Annotated in this window: 18 protein-coding genes; 8 read left to right on the forward strand and 10 right to left on the reverse strand. The window is 61.4% G+C overall.

Annotation, left to right across the window (positions count from 1 at the left end):
- Positions 1–146: 146 nt before the first annotated feature.
- From AABA34_RS10235 to AABA34_RS10250, 4 genes are all read right to left on the reverse strand, one after another.
- Positions 147–1028, reverse strand: a complete 882-nt coding sequence (locus AABA34_RS10235; RefSeq protein ID WP_338302522.1) for a TraB/GumN family protein — start codon at positions 1026–1028, stop codon at positions 147–149.
- A complete protein-coding gene (locus AABA34_RS10240) occupies positions 1025–1945 on the reverse strand; it encodes a TraB/GumN family protein (RefSeq protein ID WP_338302523.1) in 921 nt (306 codons plus the stop codon). Before AABA34_RS10240 ends, AABA34_RS10235 begins: the two co-directional genes overlap by 4 nt.
- Before the next feature lie 71 nt (positions 1946–2016).
- Positions 2017–2463, reverse strand: coding sequence for a hypothetical protein (locus tag AABA34_RS10245; protein WP_338302524.1), 447 nt, complete (start codon positions 2461–2463; stop codon positions 2017–2019).
- On the reverse strand, positions 2460–2660 hold the full coding sequence (locus AABA34_RS10250; RefSeq protein ID WP_252257760.1) for a helix-turn-helix transcriptional regulator: 201 nt from the start codon (positions 2658–2660) through the stop codon (positions 2460–2462). The genes AABA34_RS10245 and AABA34_RS10250 overlap by 4 nt, the downstream gene beginning before the upstream one ends.
- A gap of 322 nt (positions 2661–2982) precedes the next feature.
- On the opposite strand from AABA34_RS10250, the gene AABA34_RS10255 reads away from it, so the two are divergent.
- From AABA34_RS10255 to ppdK, 3 genes are all read left to right on the forward strand, one after another.
- On the forward strand, positions 2983–3915 hold the full coding sequence (locus tag AABA34_RS10255; protein ID WP_051699936.1) for a glycine--tRNA ligase subunit alpha: 933 nt from the start codon (positions 2983–2985) through the stop codon (positions 3913–3915).
- Complete coding sequence (glyS, locus tag AABA34_RS10260) at positions 3915–5939, forward strand: glycine--tRNA ligase subunit beta (RefSeq protein ID WP_338302525.1); 2025 nt, start codon at positions 3915–3917, stop codon at positions 5937–5939. The genes AABA34_RS10255 and glyS overlap by 1 nt, the downstream gene beginning before the upstream one ends.
- Positions 5940–6059: 120 nt before the next feature.
- Positions 6060–8732 carry a pyruvate, phosphate dikinase gene (ppdK, locus tag AABA34_RS10265; protein ID WP_338302526.1) on the forward strand — a complete coding sequence of 891 codons (2673 nt, stop codon included), beginning with the start codon at positions 6060–6062 and terminating at the stop codon, positions 8730–8732.
- Here ppdK and AABA34_RS10270 read toward each other — a convergent pair.
- Positions 8715–9482, reverse strand: coding sequence for a methyltransferase domain-containing protein (locus AABA34_RS10270; protein ID WP_338302527.1), 768 nt, complete (start codon positions 9480–9482; stop codon positions 8715–8717). The genes ppdK and AABA34_RS10270 overlap by 18 nt on opposite strands.
- Before the next feature lie 55 nt (positions 9483–9537).
- On the opposite strand from AABA34_RS10270, the gene AABA34_RS10275 reads away from it, so the two are divergent.
- From AABA34_RS10275 to AABA34_RS10290, 4 genes are all read left to right on the forward strand, one after another.
- Positions 9538–10347, forward strand: coding sequence for a ComF family protein (locus AABA34_RS10275; RefSeq protein WP_338302528.1), 810 nt, complete (start codon positions 9538–9540; stop codon positions 10345–10347).
- 338 nt (positions 10348–10685) lie between these two features.
- Entirely contained in the window at positions 10686–11087 is a 402-nt protein-coding gene (hisI, locus tag AABA34_RS10280; RefSeq protein ID WP_338302529.1) for a phosphoribosyl-AMP cyclohydrolase, read from the forward strand.
- A 31-nt stretch (positions 11088–11118) separates the two neighbouring features.
- A complete protein-coding gene (locus AABA34_RS10285) occupies positions 11119–11577 on the forward strand; it encodes a MerR family transcriptional regulator (protein ID WP_034953998.1) in 459 nt (152 codons plus the stop codon).
- 56 nt (positions 11578–11633) lie between these two features.
- On the forward strand, positions 11634–13439 hold the full coding sequence (locus AABA34_RS10290; RefSeq protein ID WP_338302530.1) for an acyl-CoA dehydrogenase C-terminal domain-containing protein: 1806 nt from the start codon (positions 11634–11636) through the stop codon (positions 13437–13439).
- 88 nt (positions 13440–13527) lie between these two features.
- On the opposite strand, the gene cysK is transcribed toward AABA34_RS10290, so the two are convergent.
- The 4 genes from cysK to tyrS all read right to left on the reverse strand — a co-directional run bounded on the left by cysK (position 13528) and on the right by tyrS (position 17506).
- Positions 13528–14448: a cysteine synthase A gene (cysK, locus tag AABA34_RS10295; RefSeq protein WP_338302531.1), complete on the reverse strand. Its 921-nt coding sequence runs from the start codon at positions 14446–14448 to the stop codon at positions 13528–13530.
- Between the two features lie 20 nt (positions 14449–14468).
- Complete coding sequence (locus AABA34_RS10300) at positions 14469–15755, reverse strand: MFS transporter (protein ID WP_445083780.1); 1287 nt, start codon at positions 15753–15755, stop codon at positions 14469–14471.
- A 57-nt stretch (positions 15756–15812) separates the two neighbouring features.
- Positions 15813–16151, reverse strand: coding sequence for a PilZ domain-containing protein (locus AABA34_RS10305; protein WP_338302533.1), 339 nt, complete (start codon positions 16149–16151; stop codon positions 15813–15815).
- Between the two features lie 128 nt (positions 16152–16279).
- Positions 16280–17506 carry a tyrosine--tRNA ligase gene (gene tyrS / locus AABA34_RS10310; RefSeq protein WP_338302534.1) on the reverse strand — a complete coding sequence of 409 codons (1227 nt, stop codon included), beginning with the start codon at positions 17504–17506 and terminating at the stop codon, positions 16280–16282.
- An 88-nt stretch (positions 17507–17594) separates the two neighbouring features.
- Between tyrS and AABA34_RS10315 the strand changes: the two genes are divergently transcribed.
- Positions 17595–18113, forward strand: a complete 519-nt coding sequence (locus AABA34_RS10315; RefSeq protein WP_338302535.1) for a hypothetical protein — start codon at positions 17595–17597, stop codon at positions 18111–18113.
- Here AABA34_RS10315 and AABA34_RS10320 read toward each other — a convergent pair.
- Positions 18097–18591, reverse strand: a complete 495-nt coding sequence (locus AABA34_RS10320; RefSeq protein ID WP_338302536.1) for a TspO/MBR family protein — start codon at positions 18589–18591, stop codon at positions 18097–18099. The two genes, AABA34_RS10315 and AABA34_RS10320, sit on opposite strands and share 17 nt — an antisense overlap.
- Positions 18592–18683: the final 92 nt, after the last annotated feature.

Genomic DNA, 18683 nt, shown 5'->3' on the forward strand with positions numbered 1-18683 from the left:
TGCATTTGCCTTTCGAAAGCGTGTTAGAGAGTGTTTTGCAGCGCGCCGCCTCCAGGGATGACCAGAGCGCCGAAGCGCGGGCACATAGCGGGATCGGGGGAAAAGGCAACCGCGAAGTGCGCTTTTCGGCTGCGCGACGGTTTCATCTATCGGCGGGTGAGGGTGTACCCTTCGGCTTCCAGCATCGCAACGAGGCCGTCCGGGCCGACCAGATGCGCCGTGCCGACTGCCACAAGAGGCTTCGGCTGTTTGCCAAGCTCAGGCAGCAGCGATGCGACCCAACGACGGTTCCTGCCCGCCAGCAAGGCTTCGTGCAGTTCGGGGTAGGCAAGGATGCCTTCGCCTGTGGCCCTGGCCAGGGTGGCTTCATCGCCCGCCAGCCATGCCTGTAACAGCCAATCGGGATTGTCGCGGGAGGCCATCCATTCGCGCACGGTTCCTTCCAGCAAGTCTTGCTGATCCTCATCCGGCAGCGTGTCGAATATGCCCAATTGAGATGCGGTCGTCTCAAAGCCGCGTATGGGGCGGCCTTCGAAATCGCGGATCACCGCACGATCGACCCCGTTGGCAGGTTTGCCCTTTGCATCCACACGCGCCAGCAGGATCGCTGCGGCCCAGTCCTCGGTAGAATGAAACTGATCGAGCGGGATGTCGGAGCGGGCCAGGATCATTTCGAGCGGCTCACGCAGGTCTGGTGCCACCCGCTCTTGAAGCGGATCGAGTCCCGGTGTCCTGGCCAAACGGGCAAATATCTCGGCCCTTCCGGCGTCATTGGTCTGATCGTCTATTTCGACCCACAGTATATCTGCCGCCTCGATCGCGTCTTTGATAGCGGCGGTGCGCCACGAAACGCCATCGGGGAGGGCGTGGATGGTGCCAAGCAGCCATCCTTCGACCTCCCCGTCTGCGTTCGCGATTTCATAAAGCAGCGGATTGGCGGTGGTTTCGTCACCGCCATCCGGTTCGCCCCCGCTGCATGCCGCGATCAACAGCGTACAGGCGAGGGCGATAGATCGAAACAGGCTCACTGCACCCGCGTGGTTTCGATGCCACGCTCAGCCAGGTAATCCTGTACGCTGCGTTCGCCCGCGAGGTGGCCTGCTCCGACAGCGATGAACACGGTGCCGGGAGTGGTTTCGAGACGGCTTTCAATCCATTCCGCCCAGTTGGCGTTGCGATTGTAGAGCAGCACTTCGGCGAAACCTTCGCCTTCCATGCCCTCATTCATCACGTCGGCCAGCCCTTCGGCGTCACCTTCGACCCATTCTGCCACCATCTTGTCGAGCATGGCTTCGGCTTCGCCCGCACCCTCGGCGGCGGAGATCATGAACTCGACCTGCTGGTCCATCGGCATCCCGTCAAAGATGCCAAGCTGGAATTCGACCGTCTCAAGCGCGTCCTTCGCCGTGTCTCCAGACTTGCCGAGGATAATCTTGTCGACGCCCGAATTGGGATCATACCCCTTTTGCAGCAGCGGCAGCATGGTGAGCGTGAGACCGGCCATCCACGGCTCGAACGGGTCGAACGTGGCCGCGGGAATGCCCATGCCCGCCAGTGCGGCTTCGTATTTGGCGGTCTGTTCTTCGTCGAGGACAGAACGCAGCGTGGTGCCATCGGTGAACATCCCGCGTTGCAGTGCCATCTGCTGCATTGCCGCTTCGCTTTCGGGGTCCATCTTGATTTCGGTAACAACAGTGTCTGCCGACTGGAGCGCCGCGTCGATTTCGGCGTCATACCATTGCACGTCCGGCTTCAGCGCGTGAACCGTGCCAAACAGATAAATGGTGGTGTCTTCATCGGCGACCTTCCACAGCGCCGGCCCTTCTGGGCCGCTGGGCAGGGCGGTTTCGCCCGCTGCTTCCATATGCGCGTCGGCAAAGGCCGGGTTGGCAGCGAACAGGGCAAGGCTGGCAACCGAAGCCGAAACGATAGAGCGGAGTTTCATTGGGGCAGTTCCTTTCGAGGGTGAGTATCTAATGGGACGATTTGACTGTAATTTGAACGGGAAAGAAGAATTTACCGGGTAAGCCAGGCGTAAAGATAGGAGAGGGCCATCGCGACGAACCCAATTGCCCAAACGCCAAAGGCATGGGGCGGGGGCACGAACCCTCCGGCGTAAAGCACCGCCCAGATCGGGAAGCCCGCCAGCACCGCCAGCGAACCGCCGGTGAAGGAGATGTAGTTCAATTCACGCTTGTAATCGTCGATCTGGGTGAAACCCCAAAGCGGGAGGGCGAGAAAGCCGACGAGCAAGCCGAATGCTATGCCGATGGCTACGCCAGACGGCAGCGAAAGCTCCTCCCAGTCTCCGCGAAACAGGTTGCCGTCGCCCTGATCGAAGAAGCCGGTGAAGAAGCCGATCAGTCCGCCGATCAGCATGGCCACGCAGAAATAGATGATCTGGCGGCGCTGGCGGGCCTTGTGGCGTGCCTCTCCGGGGTTGAGGGTATCGGTATCGGTCATGAATTTTCTCCGTCGTCGAAGATTTCTTCAATGGACATGTCGAACAGCCGCGCGATGCGGAAGGCGAGGGGGAGCGAGGGATCGTGCTTGCCGGTCTCGATCGCGTTGACGGCCTGGCGTGAGACGTCGAGCCGTCCGGCCAGTTCGGCCTGCGACCAGTCGCGTTCCGCGCGGAGGACTTTGAGGCGGTTTTTCATGGCGGTTACAGGCCGAGGGTAGCCGTGCTTTTTGCGAGGATGTTGCCGACTGCAAATCCGCTGAACCCAAGCAGGAGAATTGCCTGCCAACGTTTCATGCGGACCGTTTCCGAGAGCGATTTCATGGCGGACCTCCATCAGGTTGTTATGACTAAATGTCAGGGTGTCCTGACTATATGTCCTGATTCGCTGACAATGTCAACATAACCTGACTTTTGGTAATGAAGAGGCGACTTCTGCCGCTGGAATTCGTGCAGGGAAGGTCGGGATGTTGCGTCGCACCATTGACGCTTCACGGGGCATGAGCCATGGGCCAAGCGCCATGAACAGCCACCCTCAAGCTGCGGGCCTGCCCGCGCGTGATCCGACCCGCTCTTTCCAGGACATGATCCTGACGCTGCACGATTTCTGGGCGGCGCAGGGCTGTGTCATTCTCCAACCCTATGACATGCGTATGGGGGCGGGGACATTCCACACTGCAACCACGCTGCGCGCACTGGGGCCGGAGCCGTGGAATGCGGCTTTTGTCCAGCCGTGCCGCCGCCCGACCGACGGGCGCTATGGCGAAAACCCGAACCGGTTGCAGCATTACTACCAGTATCAGGTGATCCTGAAGCCTTCGCCGGGTGACATTCAGGAACTGTATCTCGACAGCCTGAAAGCCATCGGCATCGATCCGCTGGCGCACGACATCCGCTTTGTCGAAGACGACTGGGAATCGCCCACGCTCGGGGCATGGGGGCTGGGCTGGGAAGTCTGGTGCGACGGGATGGAAGTCACCCAGTTCACCTATTTCCAGCAAATGGGCGGTTTCGACTGCAAGCCTGTGGCGGGCGAACTGACCTACGGGCTCGAACGGCTCGCCATGTACATTCAGGGCGTCGACAACGTCTACGACCTCGCCTTCAACGATCGCGGGGTCAGCTATGGCGAAGTCTTCCTCGAAAACGAAAAGCAGATGTCGAAGTGGAACTTCGAAGTGGCGGAGACAGACGCGCTGTTCGACCTGTTCACCAAGGCCGAGGCAGAGTGCCGCAACGCGCTTGCCAATGACGTGCCGATTGCCGCCTATGAACAGGCGATCGAGGCCAGCCACATCTTCAACCTGCTGCAGGCACGCGGCGTCATCAGCGTGCAGGAACGCGCCAGCTACATGGGCCGGGTGCGCGATCTGGCGCGCGGTTCCTGCGAGAAATACGCCGAGCTGATGGCCCCGCGCTGGGCCGCGCAATATCCGGAATGGAGCCTCAACTGATGGCTGATTTCCTGCTTGAACTGCGTTGCGAAGAAATCCCTGCCCGGATGCAGGCAGGGGCGCGTGCCGAACTGGAAAAACTGTTCCGCCGCGAGCTGGAAGCTTCTGGCATTGCTGCCGGTGATCTCACCGTGTGGTCGACACCGCGCCGCCTTGCGCTGATTGCGCGTGGACTGCCGCTGCAGACCGAGGCCGTCACCGAAGAAGCCAAGGGTCCGCCGGTGGGCGCGCCCGATCAGGCGATCGACGGTTTCTGCCGCAAGAACGGCGTGACGCGCGATCAGTTGGAAGAGCGCGACGTCAAGGGCCGCGCCACCTGGTTCGCGGTGATCGAGAAGCCGGGGCAGACCGTTGCCGATCTGCTTGCTGCGGCGATCCCCGCGATCATCCGCGACTTCAGCTGGCCCAAGTCGATGCGCTGGGGCGCAGCCTCGATCAGCAGCGAAAGCACCCGCTGGGTCCGCCCGCTTTCGGGCATTGTCGCGCTGCTCGATGGCGAAATCGTGCCTTGCGTCACCGACGGGCTGGCCTCGGGCCGCACAACAAGCGGGCATCGCTTCCATTCCGAAGGCGAGATCGAGATCGCAGGTGCGGACGATTACGCCGCCAAACTGCGCGCCGCCCATGTCATCGTCGATCATCAGGAACGCGCCGCGATCATCCGCGAAGGCGCGGCCAAAGTCGCTGCCGAGGCCGGCCTTAAGCTGGTCGAGGATGAAGGGCTGGTGATCGAGAACGCCGGGCTCACCGAATGGCCGGTGCCGCTGCTTGGCCGGTTCGACGAAAGCTATCTCGACGTGCCGCCCGAGGTCATCCAGCTGACCGCGCGGGTGAACCAAAAGTATTTCGTGTGCGAGGACAGCGCCGGGAAACTCGCCAACGCATTCATCTGCACCGCGAATATCGAAGCGGTTGACCCTGCCGTGGTGGTGGACGGCAACCGCAAGGTGCTGGCCGCACGGCTTTCCGATGCACGGTTCTTCTGGGAACTCGACCAGAAAACTTCGCTGGCGGATCATGCGAAGAAGCTGGAGCGGATCACCTTCCACGAGAAGCTGGGAACCGTCGCAAACAAAGTCGAGCGCGTGGCGAAGCTGGCAAGGTGGCTGTGCGAGGAAGGGATTGTCGCGGGCGACCCGGACCTCGCCGAACAGGCCGCGCGCCTGTGCAAGGCCGATCTTGTCACCGAAATGGTCGGTGAGTTTCCCGAATTGCAGGGCCTGATGGGCGGTTACTACGCCGAAAAGGAAGGCCTGCCGGTCGAAGTCTCGGACGCGATCCGCGATCATTACAAGCCGGTGGGGCAGGGCGATGATGTGCCGACTGCTCCAGTGACGGTGGCGGTGTCGCTGGCGGACAAGCTGGATACCTTGCGCAGTTTCTTTGCGATCGACGAAAAGCCGACTGGATCAAAAGATCCGTTCGCCCTTAGACGCGCCGCACTCGGGATTATCCGGCTCATTACCGAAAACCGACTGCGGATGGGCGTTGCAGAGGGTGAACTCCTCGACTTCTTCGCCGACCGTCTCAAGGTTCAGCAGCGCGAAGCGGGTGTCCGTCATGATCTGATCGACGCGGTGTTCGCACTCGGCGGAGAGGACGATCTCGTCCGGTTGCTCGCCCGTGTCCATGCGCTTCAGTCGTTCATGGAAACCGAAGACGGCGCGAACCTGCTTGCCGGGTACAAGCGCGCGGCGAACATCCTCAAGAAGGAAGGTCATGCCGGCCAACCCGGCGATGACGGGACGAAAGTCGAACTTTCCTACTCACCTGAAACAGCCGAAAAGGCGCTGATCGATGCTCTGGCCGATGCCGCGCCCAAGGCGGCGGCTGCGGTGGCGCAGGAGCGGTTTGAAGATGCCATGGCCGCGCTCGCCAGCTTGCGGGCAGCCGTGGATGCTTTCTTTGATGAGGTGACGGTGAATGATGATGACGCGACAAAGCGCGACGCCCGCCTCAACCTGCTGGCGCGCTTCACCCGCGCCGTCGGCAATGTCGCCGATTTCAGCCGGATCGAAGGCTGAACGGAAAGTCACGCATCGCATGCCCGCAAACACGCAAAACCTTTGGAATTACCGAGAGATGGACACGGCACGGACTTTTTCAAAAGGGCGTGATCAGTGTTCCATGAAGGGGAACCAGCAATGACGAAATCGGTCTACACCTTCGGCGGCAACGCGCCTCATGATGATCCCCGGCAGGGCGACAAGACTGTCACCGGTGGCAAGGGCGCGAACCTTGCGGAAATGGCCAGCATCGGCCTGCCCGTGCCTCCGGGTTTCACCATCACGACCGAGGAATGCGTCAACTATCTGCAGCATGGCGCGGAATTCAGCGATGCCCTGCGCGCCGAAGTTGCCAAGGCGCTGACGCATATCGAGGAATCGGTGGGCAAGCGTTTCGGCGATGCAGCCGATCCGATGCTGGTGTCGGTGCGTTCGGGTGCGCGGGTTTCCATGCCCGGCATGATGGACACGGTTTTGAACCTTGGCCTTAACGACGCCACCGTCGAAGGGCTGGCGGCGACCAGCGGCGATGAACGCTTCGCCTGGGACAGCTATCGCCGGTTCATCCAGATGTATTCCGACGTTGTGCTCGGCCTGGATCATGGCCTGTTCGAAGAAGCGCTGGAAATCGCCAAGGAAGACAACGGCTTCTACAACGATACCGAGCTTTCTGCCGAAGACTGGCGCGCTCTAGTTGGCGAATACAAGGGCATTGTCGAACAGGAACTGGGCAAGCCGTTCCCGCAGGATGTGAACGAGCAATTGTGGGGCGCGATCCGCGCCGTGTTCGACAGCTGGGACAGCGACCGAGCAAAGGTCTACCGCCGCCTCAATGACATTCCGGGCGACTGGGGTACGGCGGTCAACGTTCAGGCCATGGTGTTCGGCAACATGGGTGACACGTCGGCGACGGGCGTGGCCTTCACCCGCGATCCGGCGACGGGCAACCGCGCCTATTACGGCGAATACCTGATCAACGCGCAGGGCGAGGACGTGGTGGCAGGCATCCGCACGCCGCAATATCTGACCAAGGCCGCGCGTGAGGCCGCCGGAGCCAAGCCGCTGTCGATGGAAGAGGCCATGCCCGAAGCCTATGGCGAGCTGGCCCGCGTGTTCGACCTGCTCGAAGCGCACTACAAGGACATGCAGGACATCGAGTTCACCGTGGAACGCGGGAAGCTGTGGATGCTGCAAACCCGTTCGGGCAAGCGGACGGCCAAGGCCGCGCTCAAGATGGCGGTGGAAATGGTGGGCGAAGGCTTGATCGACAAGCGCGAGGCAGTGCGCCGGGTCGATCCGATGGCGCTCGATCAATTGCTGCACCCCACGCTTGACCCCGATGCCCCGCGCAATGTGCTGACGACCGGTCTGCCCGCATCGCCAGGCGCGGCAGCGGGCAAGATCGTGCTGGATGCCGATACGGCAGAACAATGGGCCAATCGCGGCGAGAAGGTGATCCTTGTCCGGGTCGAGACTTCGCCGGAAGACATCCACGGCATGCACGCCGCGCAAGGCATCCTGACCGCGCGCGGCGGGATGACGAGCCACGCGGCGGTGGTGGCGCGCGGTATGGGCCGCCCCTGCGTCTCGGGCGCGGGTGCGGTGTCGATTGACCGTGCGAACCGCACATTGCGGATCGGCTCGCAGGAACTGAAGGAAGGCGACGAGATCACGCTCGACGGGGCGAATGGTCAGGTGATGCTCGGTATCGTCCCGACGATCGAGCCGGAGCTGGTGGGCGATTTCGCCACGCTGATGGAATGGGCCGATGACCTGCGCAGGATGAAGGTGCGCACCAACGCCGAAACGCCCGCCGACTGCAAGATGGCGCGCCAGTTCGGCGCCGAAGGCATCGGCCTGTGCCGGACGGAGCACATGTTCTTCGACGCAAGCCGGATCAGCGCGGTGCGCCAGATGATCCTTGCCGAAGACGAGCGCGGACGGCGCAAGGCGCTTGAGCAGTTGCTGCCCGAACAGCGGGCCGACTTCACCGCGATCTTCGAGGTGATGGCGGGGCTTCCCTGCACGATCCGCCTGCTCGACCCGCCGCTGCACGAGTTCCTGCCGACCCGTGACGAGGAGTTTGCCGAGCTTTCCGATGCGACCGGGCTGGGTGTCGATCACCTCAAGCGGCGCGCGGACGAACTGCACGAATTCAACCCGATGCTGGGCCATCGCGGCTGTCGTCTCGGGATCACCTATCCCGAAATCTACGAGATGCAGGCGCGGGCCATCTTTGAGGCGGCGTGTGCGGTAAAGGCGGCTTCGGGTGAAGCTCCTCTGCCCGAGATCATGATCCCGCTGGTGGCGACAAGGCGCGAGCTGCAATTGCTGAAAGGGCTGGTGGACAAGGTGGCGGCCGAGGTGTTCGGCGAAAAAGGCACCGTGGTCGAGTATCTGGTCGGCACCATGATTGAACTGCCGCGCGCGGCGCTTATGGCAGGCGAGATCGCGCAGGAAGGCGCGTTCTTCAGCTTTGGCACAAACGACCTGACGCAGACGACGCTGGGCGTGAGCCGTGACGATTCGGCGCGGTTCCTTGCTCCCTATGTCGACAAGGGCATCTTCCCGCGCGATCCGTTCGTCAGCCTCGATATCGAAGGCGTCGGCCAATTGGTCGAACTGGCGGCAGAGCGGGGCAGGGCGACGAGGCCCGATATCAAGCTGGGAATCTGCGGCGAGCATGGCGGCGACCCCGCTTCGATCGCGTTCTGCGAAAAGGTGGGTCTCGATTACGTCAGCGCCTCGCCCTATCGCGTGCCGATTGCGCGGCTTGCGGCGGCTCAGGCTGGACTAGCTGCCGGCAAGTGAGCGGCGGCCGGTCAGGGTGACGATCTCGAAGGTTTCGGATACCTTGCCGTCGGCATCGGCCTGATCGAGGAAGGCGGCTCTTGCGCGGGCGAGGGCGGCCTTGCCGATTGGGGGCGCACGGTCGGCGAGCGCGCTGGTCAGCCCCTGATCGCGCAGGTCGCCGACCAGTCGATCAAGCGAGGAATAGCGTACCGTCAGCGTGTGCGTGTCGACCACTGGGTCCTTCCACCCGGCCCGCTGCAGCAATTGCGGTGCGGCCCGCGCATCGACCATCGGGTGAATGCGCGCCGCCGGTCGATCGCCATCAGCAGCCAGCATCGCGGCCCGAAGGCGCGGCAGGCTCTGGCCCCCGATGAAGCTGGCAATGGCAAGACCGCCCGGCCGCAACGCATTGCGCATATGGATCAAGGCACCCGGCAGATCATTGACCGCATCAAGCTGGCCGATCACCGCGACCAGATCGAATGGACCGCCCGCTATCGGTTGGGTCGGGTCCGCAATCGCAGCTTCGCACACCGTGGCGGAGCCTTGCGCGAGGTAGGCAGACAGCTCCGTCGAACCAGGCCCGAAGAGTATCGAACTGCGCGCCTCATGCCGGACGAAAGCAAGCCGTTCGACGATGTCGTCGCAGATGTCGTCTAAGATGAAGCGCGCAGCATCCCCACGCCGCTCGCGCCGCAAGATGGATCGCGAAACCCTTTGCACGCGGCGGGTTTCGGAAAAGATGCGGGGAACGGAAGCCTCATTCATGCATCTCGCCCTGCCGCGCTTGCGTGCGCGGCGCAAGGGGTGCACAGATCGAGTCATGGGGTGGGGGTCGCATCTTGCCGAGGGTCTGAGGCCGGTCGTCGATCTGGTCTATCCCCCTCGTTGTCCGCTTTGCGGCAGCGCCCTTGCCACGCAGGGTGGCTTGTGTCCCGATTGCTGGAGCGAACTGGAAGTTCCCGGCGATCCGTCGTGTTCGACCTGCCAACGTCCGATGGGTAGTGCCCAGGCTATGAAGGCCGACCAGTGCTATGCATGCCTTGCCGATCCGCCAGAGCATTCGGGGATCGTGGCGGCGACAGTGTACAACGATGCCTCCCGCCGCCTGATCCTCAATTTCAAGCATGGTGGCAGAATTGCCCTTGCGCCCTTGCTTGCCCGGTTGATAGCCGCTCGGATTGACGAATTGTCTGGCGAGCCTGCGCTCCTTGTCCCGGTCCCCTTGCATCGCTGGCGGCTTTGGCAGCGCGGATACAATCAGGCGGCGCTGCTGGCGCGTGAGCTTGCCAAGACCGGCAAAGGCGAACTGGAAGTCGATGCGCTGGTAAGGCGAAAGCGCACACCCAGCCTTGGCGGCCTCGGACGGGAAGAGCGTGAACGGGCGCTTGCAGGAGCAATTGAGGTGCGCGCGCGTTCGGTTGCGCGGGTCGCCAAACGCGACATCATCCTGGTTGACGATGTTCTCACCAGCGGTGCCACGAGTTCTGCCTGCACCGTCGCGCTGTTGAACGCGGGGGCAAAGAGCGTGCATATCGCATGCTTTGCGCGGGTCATTGACGGAAGTGGAATGGGCAAGGCGAGGCCGGAAACCGAAACGCCCGAGGCCATTACAGCCCCGGGCGCCACGTGACGAAATGGTTCGGAACCGCTCAAAGAGAGCTCAGATGACGACCCCCTAACTTCGTCATCAGGATCCTGTCCCTCATCGTTCAACCGGAACTACCGACACCCCGCTGTCGGCTTGAACCGGTCACCCCCTGAACCTGGCACCTTGCAATGCCGTTGTCTGGTGGCCGAACGCCGTAGCGTCCGATGGCGTTGTTCTTCCACCACCTTTACCGATGGTGAAGTGCAAAGGCTCCTTTCAATGGATTTTGATCCGCATCTGTTGTTATCGTGCAACAAACTGTCGCATAGGGTGAACCGTCCATCGCCCATGCGAGCAAATATTCCACCAGGAGAACACCTTTGTCCGACCCACAGCAGCTTTCGACTCAGGAACGGGAACAAGGCACGCAGTTCGCGCCGCGGTTCGATTCTCGCGGCCTGATCACCGCCGTTGTCGTGCATGAGGAGACAAAGGATGTGCTGGTGGTAGCGCACATGAATGCGGAAGCGTTGGCTCTGACGAGAGAGACCGGCCGGGTGCACTTTTGGTCACGCTCGCGCGGCAAATTGTGGCTCAAGGGCGAGACTTCGGGCCATTACCTGAACCTCCGCGAGATTCGCGTCGATTGCGATCAGGATGCGCTGGTAATCCTGGCTGAGCCTGCGGGGCCGACCTGCCACACAGGCGAACAATCGTGCTTCTACCGCCGGATTGATCCCACTGCGGATGACGCCAGCGCTCTCGTAAAGGTCAAGACTTGACGCTCACGTAAAGGTAAGGTAGTCCATGCTCATGGCTACCGCACCCGAAAACGATCACGAAGGCACCGGTTCGGCCCAGCGCCGCAACGGGGCCCATCTCGACCGCCCTGACAAGCTGAGCAGGGAGCAGTTCTCGATTTCCGATCTAACCTCGGAATTCGGCTGCACCGCACGCGCTCTCAGGTTCTACGAAGACGAAGGACTGATCAGTCCGGCTCGCGTCGGGCTGACCCGCGTTTATTCCAAGCGTGACCGGGCTCGGCTCGCTTGGATCATGCGCGCCAAGAACGTCGGCTTCAGCCTGACCGAAATCCGCGAGATGATCGACCTTTACGACCTTGACGATGGACGCGTCGAGCAGCGCCGCGTCACGATCGAGAAGTGTCGCGAACACATCGCAAAGCTCAAAGCACAGCGCGCCGATATCGATTCATCGATCAAGGAACTGACCCAATTCGTTGCCGAGATCGAACAGCTCGATCTGGGCTGACCTCGCACCAAACTCTCATCCATCTCCATCAATCCACGCTCAGAAGGGATCACCTGATGCCGACCTATACCGCCCCGACCCGCGATACACGGTTTGTCCTCAATGAAATGCTGGAGCTGGCAAGCTACGGAAACCTGCCGGGCTTTGAAAATGCCACGCAGGACATGATCGACACGATCGTGAACGAAGCGGGCAAATTCTGTTCGGAAGTCCTCGCGCCGCTCAACCAGATCGGTGACGAACACGGTTGCACCCGTCACGAAGACGGCTCTGTCACGACCCCTCCGGGCTTCAAGGATGCCTACAAGGCCTACACAGAGGCGGGCTGGGGTACGCTTGCCCAGCCTGAGGAATTCGGCGGACAAGGGCTGCCGCACACTTTGGCGATGGTGCTCGAGGAATACACCGGCACGGCGAACCAGGCGTTCGCCATGTACCCCGGCCTTACCACTGGTGCGATTGCCGCTATCCTTGCTGCGGGATCGCAGGAGCAGAAAGAAACCTATGCACCCAAGATGATTTCGGGCGAATGGTCGGGCACCATGAACCTGACCGAGCCGCACTGCGGCACCGATCTGGGCATGATCCGCACCAAGGCCGAGCCGCAGGCGGATGGCAGCTACAAGATCACCGGCACCAAGATCTTCATCTCTGCGGGTGAACACGACCTCACCAGCAACATCATCCACCTTGTGCTGGCAAAGACGCCGGGTGCACCGGACAGCTCCAAAGGGATTTCGTTGTTCATCGTTCCCAAGTTCATTCTCGACGAGAACGGCGAGCCGGGCGAGCGCAATGGCGTGTCCTGCGGATCGATCGAAAAGAAGATGGGCATCCATGGTAATGCGACCTGCGTGCTCAACTATGACGGCGCGACCGGATACATGGTTGGTGAAGAGAACAAGGGTCTTGCCGCCATGTTCGTCATGATGAACGCGGCTCGTCTGGGTGTAGGCCTGCAAGGGCTTGCGCAGGCAGAAGTGTCCTACCAGAACGCCGTCACCTATGCGCTTGATAGGCGTCAGGGCCGTGCATTGTCCGGGCCTGCCGATCCCGAATCGAAGGCTGATCCGATCTTTGTTCACCCCGACGTCCGTCGCATGCTGATGGACGCCAAGGTCTTCAACGAAGGCATGCGGGCGCTTTGCATGTGGGGGGCCCTGCAAGTGGACCTCACCCACAAGGCCCAGACCGAGGAAGAGCGCCAGCTTGCCGATGACCTGATCGGCCTGATGACCCCCGTGATCAAAGGCTATGGCACCGACAAGGGCTATGACATCGCCAACAACATGCAGCAGGTGTACGGCGGCCACGGCTACGTACGCGAATGGGGCATGGAGCAGTTTGTGCGCGATAGCCGGATCGCGATGATCTACGAAGGCACCAATGGCGTGCAGGCCATGGATCTTTGCGGACGCAAGCTCGCCAGCAAGGGCGGCCGCGCGGTGCAGGCTTTCTTCAAGATGATCGACGAAGAAATCGCCGCCGCCAAGCAGGACGAAATGCTGGCCCCGATTGCCGAGAAGCTTGAAAAGGCGCTGGGCGAGCAGAAGGCCGCAACCATGTGGTTCATGCAGAACGCCATGGCCAATCCGAACCACCTGGGCGCGGGCGCGCACCACTACATGCATATCATGGGTATCGTGACGCTTGGCTTCTTCTGGCTGAAGATGGCCAAGGTTGCGAAGGCGGCTCTGGCGGCCGGAACCGAAGAAAAAGGCTTCTACGAGGCAAAATTGACGTCTGCGTCCTATTACGCGGAGCGGTTTTTGCCCGATGCAGGGGCTCTGCGGCGCAAGCTGGAAGCGGGCAGCGACAATATGATGGCGCTCCCGGCAGAAGCTTTCGCAACCGCGGCCTGACGAGTTACCCGGTTCGTCATGTGAACAAGGCCCGGCTCTGGGGGGAGCCGGGCCTTTTTTCGTGCACTGCGATGTGACGCGGAACTGGTTATTCGACCGGGAGGAAATCCGGTACACTCAGATACCGTTCGCCGGTGTCATAGTTGAAGCCGAGGACGCGCGTGCCTGCGTCCAGTTCGGGAAGCTTCTTTGCGATTGCGGCCAATGTCGCTCCTGAAGAAATGCCGATCAGCATCCCTTCCTGACGCGCGGCGCGGCGGGCCATTTCCTTGGCATCGTCAGCTTCGACCTTGATCGCACCGTCGATGGCGTTGGTATGGAGGTTGTCCGGGATGAAGCCTGCTCCAATGCCCTGGATCGGGTGCGGGCCTGGTTCGCCGCCGTTGATCACGGGGGAGGCGGCGGGCTCTACCGCATAGGCCTTGAATCCCGACCAGTGCTTCTTCAGTTCCTCGGCGCACCCGGTCAGATGGCCGCCTGTGCCGACACCCGTGATCATCACGTCGACCGGTGCGTCGGCAAAATCCTTGAGGATTTCCTGTGCGGTGGTGCGGGAGTGCACTGCGGGGTTTGCGCCATTGTCGAACTGGCTTGGCATCCACGCGCCCGGAGTGGTCTCGACGATTTCGGTCGCACGCTCGATCGCACCCTTCATGCCCTTTTCCTTGGGCGTGAGGTCAAATGTCGCGCCATAGGCGAGCATCAGGCGCCGCCGTTCGATCGACATCGATTCAGGCATGACCAGCACGAGCGTGTAACCTTTCACCGCGGCGACCATTGCGAGCCCGATGCCGGTGTTGCCGCTGGTGGGTTCAACGATCGTGCCGCCGGGTTTGAGCAGGCCCTTGGCCTCGGCGTCCTCAACCATTGCCAGCGCAATGCGATCCTTGATCGATCCTCCGGGGTTGGCCCGTTCCGACTTCAGCCAAACTTCGTGATCGGGAAACAGGCGCGACAAACGGATGTGCGGGGTGTTGCCGATGGTTTCGAGAATGCTGGCAGCTTTCATGGCGGATGGCCTCCTGTGAATTATGGTTTCGACCCTTCTAGCAGATCGTCTGGCGGATCGAAGGTCTTCGTTGTCCTGAGAACCGGGAAAATACGGCTCCAAACGGCAACGGTTACAAGCGCACCAACGCCCCCGGCGACGATTGCCGCGACCGGCCCAAGGACATAGGCAAGTGCGCCAGAGAAGGCGTCGCCGCCCTCGTTCGAGGCGCTGATCGTCATCATGCTGACCGAGGAAACCCGGCCGCGCTTGTCATCGGGCGTGTGCAACTGGATCAGTGATTGGCGGACATAGACGCTGAACATGTCGGCAGCGCCGATGACGAACAGCATGGCAAGGCTGAGCGGCAGGCTGGTCGAGAATCCGAAGATGACGGTTGCCAGCCCGAACACGGCCACAGCCCAGAGCATTTTCGGGCCGACATTGGTGCTGAGCGGGCGGAATGAAAACCACAGTCCTGCCAAAATCGCCCCTGCAGGCGTCGCCGAGGCTAGCATCGCAAGGCCGGTTTCATCGGTGTGCAGAATATCGCGGGCAAACACCGGGATCAGCGCATTTGCCCCGGCAAGGAATACCGCAAAGAGATCAAGCGTGATCGCCCCCAGAACCATCTTGTTCCGGCCGACATATTGCAGGCCGTCGATGATCGCACCGATAGGTCTCTGGTCCTTTCGCATCGCCGGTTGGGGTACCTTGCCCACCAGCGCCAGTGCGGTTCCGGATACGGCAAACAGTGCAGATGCCATGAGATAGGGCAGGGATGGTTCAAAGGCGTAGAGCACCGCGCCGATTGCAGGGCCAACCAGCCTTCCGACCTGCCACGATATCGAAGATAAAGCGATAGCGGTGGGCAGGATCGGCTTTGGCACCAGATTGGGTGAAAGCGCGGAGAGAGCGGGGCCCGAAAAGCAGCGGGCAATCCCAAGAACAATGGCGACGGTGAAGAGAACCGGCAGACTCACCGTTCCGCTTGCGGTGAAACCGAGCAGGGCCGCAGCGGAAGCGAACTGTGCAAGGATTGTGAGCAGCGCCAGCTTGCGGCGATCAAACCGGTCCGCCGCCAGTCCCGAAAACGGCGTGAGAACGAACAGTGGCAGGAATTGCAGCAGGCCGATGATGGCGAGCTGGCCTGCACCTTGAGCGATGTTCATCCCGCTGTCGCGCGCCAGATTGTATGCCTGCCACTGGATCACCAGCAGCATGGCGTCCTGCGCTAGCGTCATTGTCAGGCGCGAAGCCCAATAGGCGCGGAAATTGTGTACCTGAAACGGGTGCGTTGGTTCTGTATCGCTCACAAGAGCGCCCATGGCAGGCGTGCGAGCGCCTGCCAAGCAATCGCTTTCATTTGGTTGTGTGGTCGCGGATCAGCGCGAACGGCGAAGGCGCGGGTTGGGCTGGAGCGTGTCGATGATAGCGACGAAATCATCCAGACGGATGATCCGTTCAAACTGGAAGCCTGCGCGCTTGTCGCGGGTCCAGATGACATAGGCTTCGATCCGGCCGACAACGGGCAGGCGGATGATGACCCGGTCACCGCGGTTAAGCTTTTCCGCATCATCAACCATGAAGCCATGGGCAGAAATGTTGCAGACGTGCAGGTTCAGATCGCCATGGGCGAAGTGTTCGACGATCACCGGGAAATCGACCGGATGCCGCGCCGCACGGCGCATATCAGTAACGCTCAGGTTCGCTCCGACTGACACAGCCTAAGTCTCCATAGTCATGTTCGGCCCGCTCTTGCCGAGGCCAACACACCTAATGGCCCATAAAGGCTGACAATTGGTAAAGCTGCGTAGTCTGCATCTGGGCCCGCATCCGGGCTTCGGCGGACTTATCGCAGCACGAGGCCGTGCTTCTTCTTGCCAAGGCTGATTTTCAACGATCCGCTTTCGGGCGGAATGACGAGCATTCCGGGGTCCAGCACGATCTCACCATCGATCTTTACCGCGCTTTCGGCGATCTTGCGCTTTGCCTCTCCGTTTGAAGCGGTGAAGCCGATTTCCGTCAGCAATGCGCCAAGCCGCATGCCTTCGGGCCCGACATTGACCGAGGGGAGGTCGTCTCCTGCTCCGCCTCCGGCAAAGGTTTCGCGCGCAGTCGCTTCCGCCGCAACGGCCGCCTCGCGCCCGCGTACAAGAGCGGTGACTTCATTGGCCAGAACCACTTTTGCCGCGTTGATCTCTGCCCCTTCAAGGGCTTCGAGACGGGCGATTTCGTCGAGGGGCAAGTCGGTGAACAGCCGCAGAAAGCGACCGACATCGCGATCATCGGTGTTGCGCCAGTATTGCCAGAAATCATACGCCGGCAGCTGTTCTTCGTTGAGCCAGACTGCGCCCGCCGCCGTCTTGCCCATCTTCGCACCATCGGCAGTGGTCAGCAACGGGGTGGTCAGCCCGAACAGATCGCGCGATTCCATCCGGCGGCCAAGCTCCATGCCGTTGACGATATTGCCCCACTGATCCGATCCGCCCATCTGCAAGCGGCATTCGTACCGCCGGGCAAGCTCAACGAAATCGTATGCTTGCAAAATCATGTAGTTGAATTCGAGGAAGGTAAGCGGCTGTTCGCGATCAAGGCGCAATTTGACGGAATCGAAGGTCAACATCCGGTTGATCGTGAAATGGGGGCCGACGTCGCGCAGCAGGTCGATATAGCCGAGCTGCGACAGCCATTCGTCATTGTTGACCATGATCGCGTCGGTCGGGCCGTCGCCAAAGGTCAGCAGCTTTTCGAAAACCGTCCGGATTGAGGAGATGTTTTCATCAATCACCTCGGGCGTAAGCAGCTTGCGGCTTTCATCCTTCCCTGAAGGATCGCCTATCTTGGTTGTCCCGCCACCCATCACGACGATCGGCTTGTGCCCTGCCTGTTGCAGGCGGCGCAGCATCATGATCTGGACGAGGCTTCCGACATGCAGGCTCGGTGCGGTAGCATCGAAGCCGATATATCCTGGCACGATCTGTTTTGCCGCAAGCGCGTCGAGCGCTGCCGGATCGGTTACCTGATGGATATAGCCGCGCTCTTCGAGCAGGCGGAGCAGATCGGATTCGTATGTCATGTGCGCGCGCTTATCAGTGTGGGCCATGCGCTTCCAGTGGCTTGCTCGCCTTGCGCCGATGCGCGATAGGAAAATTATGCACCCACTCATGCTCCATCAGACCTGCGATCTCGGCCCGATCAAGGGCGTCACCGCAGGTATCAAGGCAACCCCGACCGGATGCGAAGCGGAATTCCGCCTCGATGGCGGGGTCGATTCGATCATCCTGCCCGAACCCGGGCCCTCGGTGCGGACCGACGATCTCTGGAAGACGACCTGTTTCGAGATATTCTGGCAGCCAATCGGCGGAACCTATTATCGCGAATTCAACCTGTCGCCGTCCGGACGCTGGGCTGCCTACGATTTTGATTCCTTCCGGCAAGGGATGCGTGATGCCCCCGTCGACGCAATCTCGCTCAGCACCTCGATGGGGAGCGTAGACGGGCGCGGCGAACTGGTGCTGAGAGCAACCATCTCAACTGACTTGCCAACTCCTGCGCAAGTCGCGCTCAACGCTATTGTCGAGCATCGCGATGGCGGGCTGCAATTCTGGGCCTTGGCATTTCCGCCGGGCAAGGCCGAATTCCATTCGGAGGCTTGCCGCCAGGTGATTATCGAGCGGGATTGAACGGCCCGTTCAGTTGGACAATCTTCCAGTTCAGCACGAACGCGAAGCTGACCCAGACGAAGTAGGGGACATTCAGCCACCCTGCGAAGCTTTCTCCGACGAGCCGCGGCAGCACGACCACCAGCGATGTGACTGAGCACCAGAGCAGGATATTCTCATACAGCGCCCAGTCGGGTCGTTTCGCTTTGAAGAACAGCGGCGACCACAGGAAATGCAGCACGAAATTGGCCGCAAACAGGGCGTAGACACCCAATCGCTCTTCGGGTGAGGGCGCCTGTGTGAGCCCTACATAGAAACTCCATCCGGCAAGGCCCAGGATCACTGTCCAAGCCGGGCCGAACAACCAGTCAGGCGGTTGCCAGCTTGGCTTCTTCAGTCCGCGATACCATTGGCCGATTTCGGTCAAGGCACCGCCCGCGCCGCCTAGGATGACTGCCCAAGCGGCGGCGATCAGTGCTGGTGTCCATTCGATGTCCATATGCAATCAGCGTTACAGCACGGCACCGGTTCCCGCCAGCGTGGCGTCACCGCTTCAAAACAGATTGCCTTTGCCGCGCGCCTGATCCACCC

Source organism: Erythrobacter sp. Dej080120_24 (assembly GCF_036322605.1).
GTDB lineage: Bacteria > Pseudomonadota > Alphaproteobacteria > Sphingomonadales > Sphingomonadaceae > Erythrobacter > Erythrobacter aurantius.

Coding starts and splice junctions, on each gene's coding strand:
- AABA34_RS10250 (WP_252257760.1), bottom strand. CDS start 2,660: ATGAAAAACCGCCTCAAAGTCCTCCGCGCGGAACGCGACTGGTCGCAG.
- AABA34_RS10315 (WP_338302535.1), top strand. CDS start 17,595: ATGCTCCATCAGACCTGCGATCTCGGCCCGATCAAGGGCGTCACCGCA.
- AABA34_RS10320 (WP_338302536.1), bottom strand. CDS start 18,591: ATGGACATCGAATGGACACCAGCACTGATCGCCGCCGCTTGGGCAGTC.
- tyrS (WP_338302534.1), bottom strand. CDS start 17,506: ATGACATACGAATCCGATCTGCTCCGCCTGCTCGAAGAGCGCGGCTAT.
- cysK (WP_338302531.1), bottom strand. CDS start 14,448: ATGAAAGCTGCCAGCATTCTCGAAACCATCGGCAACACCCCGCACATC.
- glyS (WP_338302525.1), top strand. CDS start 3,915: ATGGCTGATTTCCTGCTTGAACTGCGTTGCGAAGAAATCCCTGCCCGG.
- AABA34_RS10240 (WP_338302523.1), bottom strand. CDS start 1,945: ATGAAACTCCGCTCTATCGTTTCGGCTTCGGTTGCCAGCCTTGCCCTG.
- AABA34_RS10290 (WP_338302530.1), top strand. CDS start 11,634: ATGCCGACCTATACCGCCCCGACCCGCGATACACGGTTTGTCCTCAAT.
- AABA34_RS10255 (WP_051699936.1), top strand. CDS start 2,983: ATGAACAGCCACCCTCAAGCTGCGGGCCTGCCCGCGCGTGATCCGACC.
- AABA34_RS10300 (WP_445083780.1), bottom strand. CDS start 15,755: ATGGGCGCTCTTGTGAGCGATACAGAACCAACGCACCCGTTTCAGGTA.
- AABA34_RS10270 (WP_338302527.1), bottom strand. CDS start 9,482: ATGAATGAGGCTTCCGTTCCCCGCATCTTTTCCGAAACCCGCCGCGTG.
- AABA34_RS10275 (WP_338302528.1), top strand. CDS start 9,538: ATGGGGTGGGGGTCGCATCTTGCCGAGGGTCTGAGGCCGGTCGTCGAT.
- ppdK (WP_338302526.1), top strand. CDS start 6,060: ATGACGAAATCGGTCTACACCTTCGGCGGCAACGCGCCTCATGATGAT.
- AABA34_RS10285 (WP_034953998.1), top strand. CDS start 11,119: ATGGCTACCGCACCCGAAAACGATCACGAAGGCACCGGTTCGGCCCAG.
- AABA34_RS10245 (WP_338302524.1), bottom strand. CDS start 2,463: ATGACCGATACCGATACCCTCAACCCCGGAGAGGCACGCCACAAGGCC.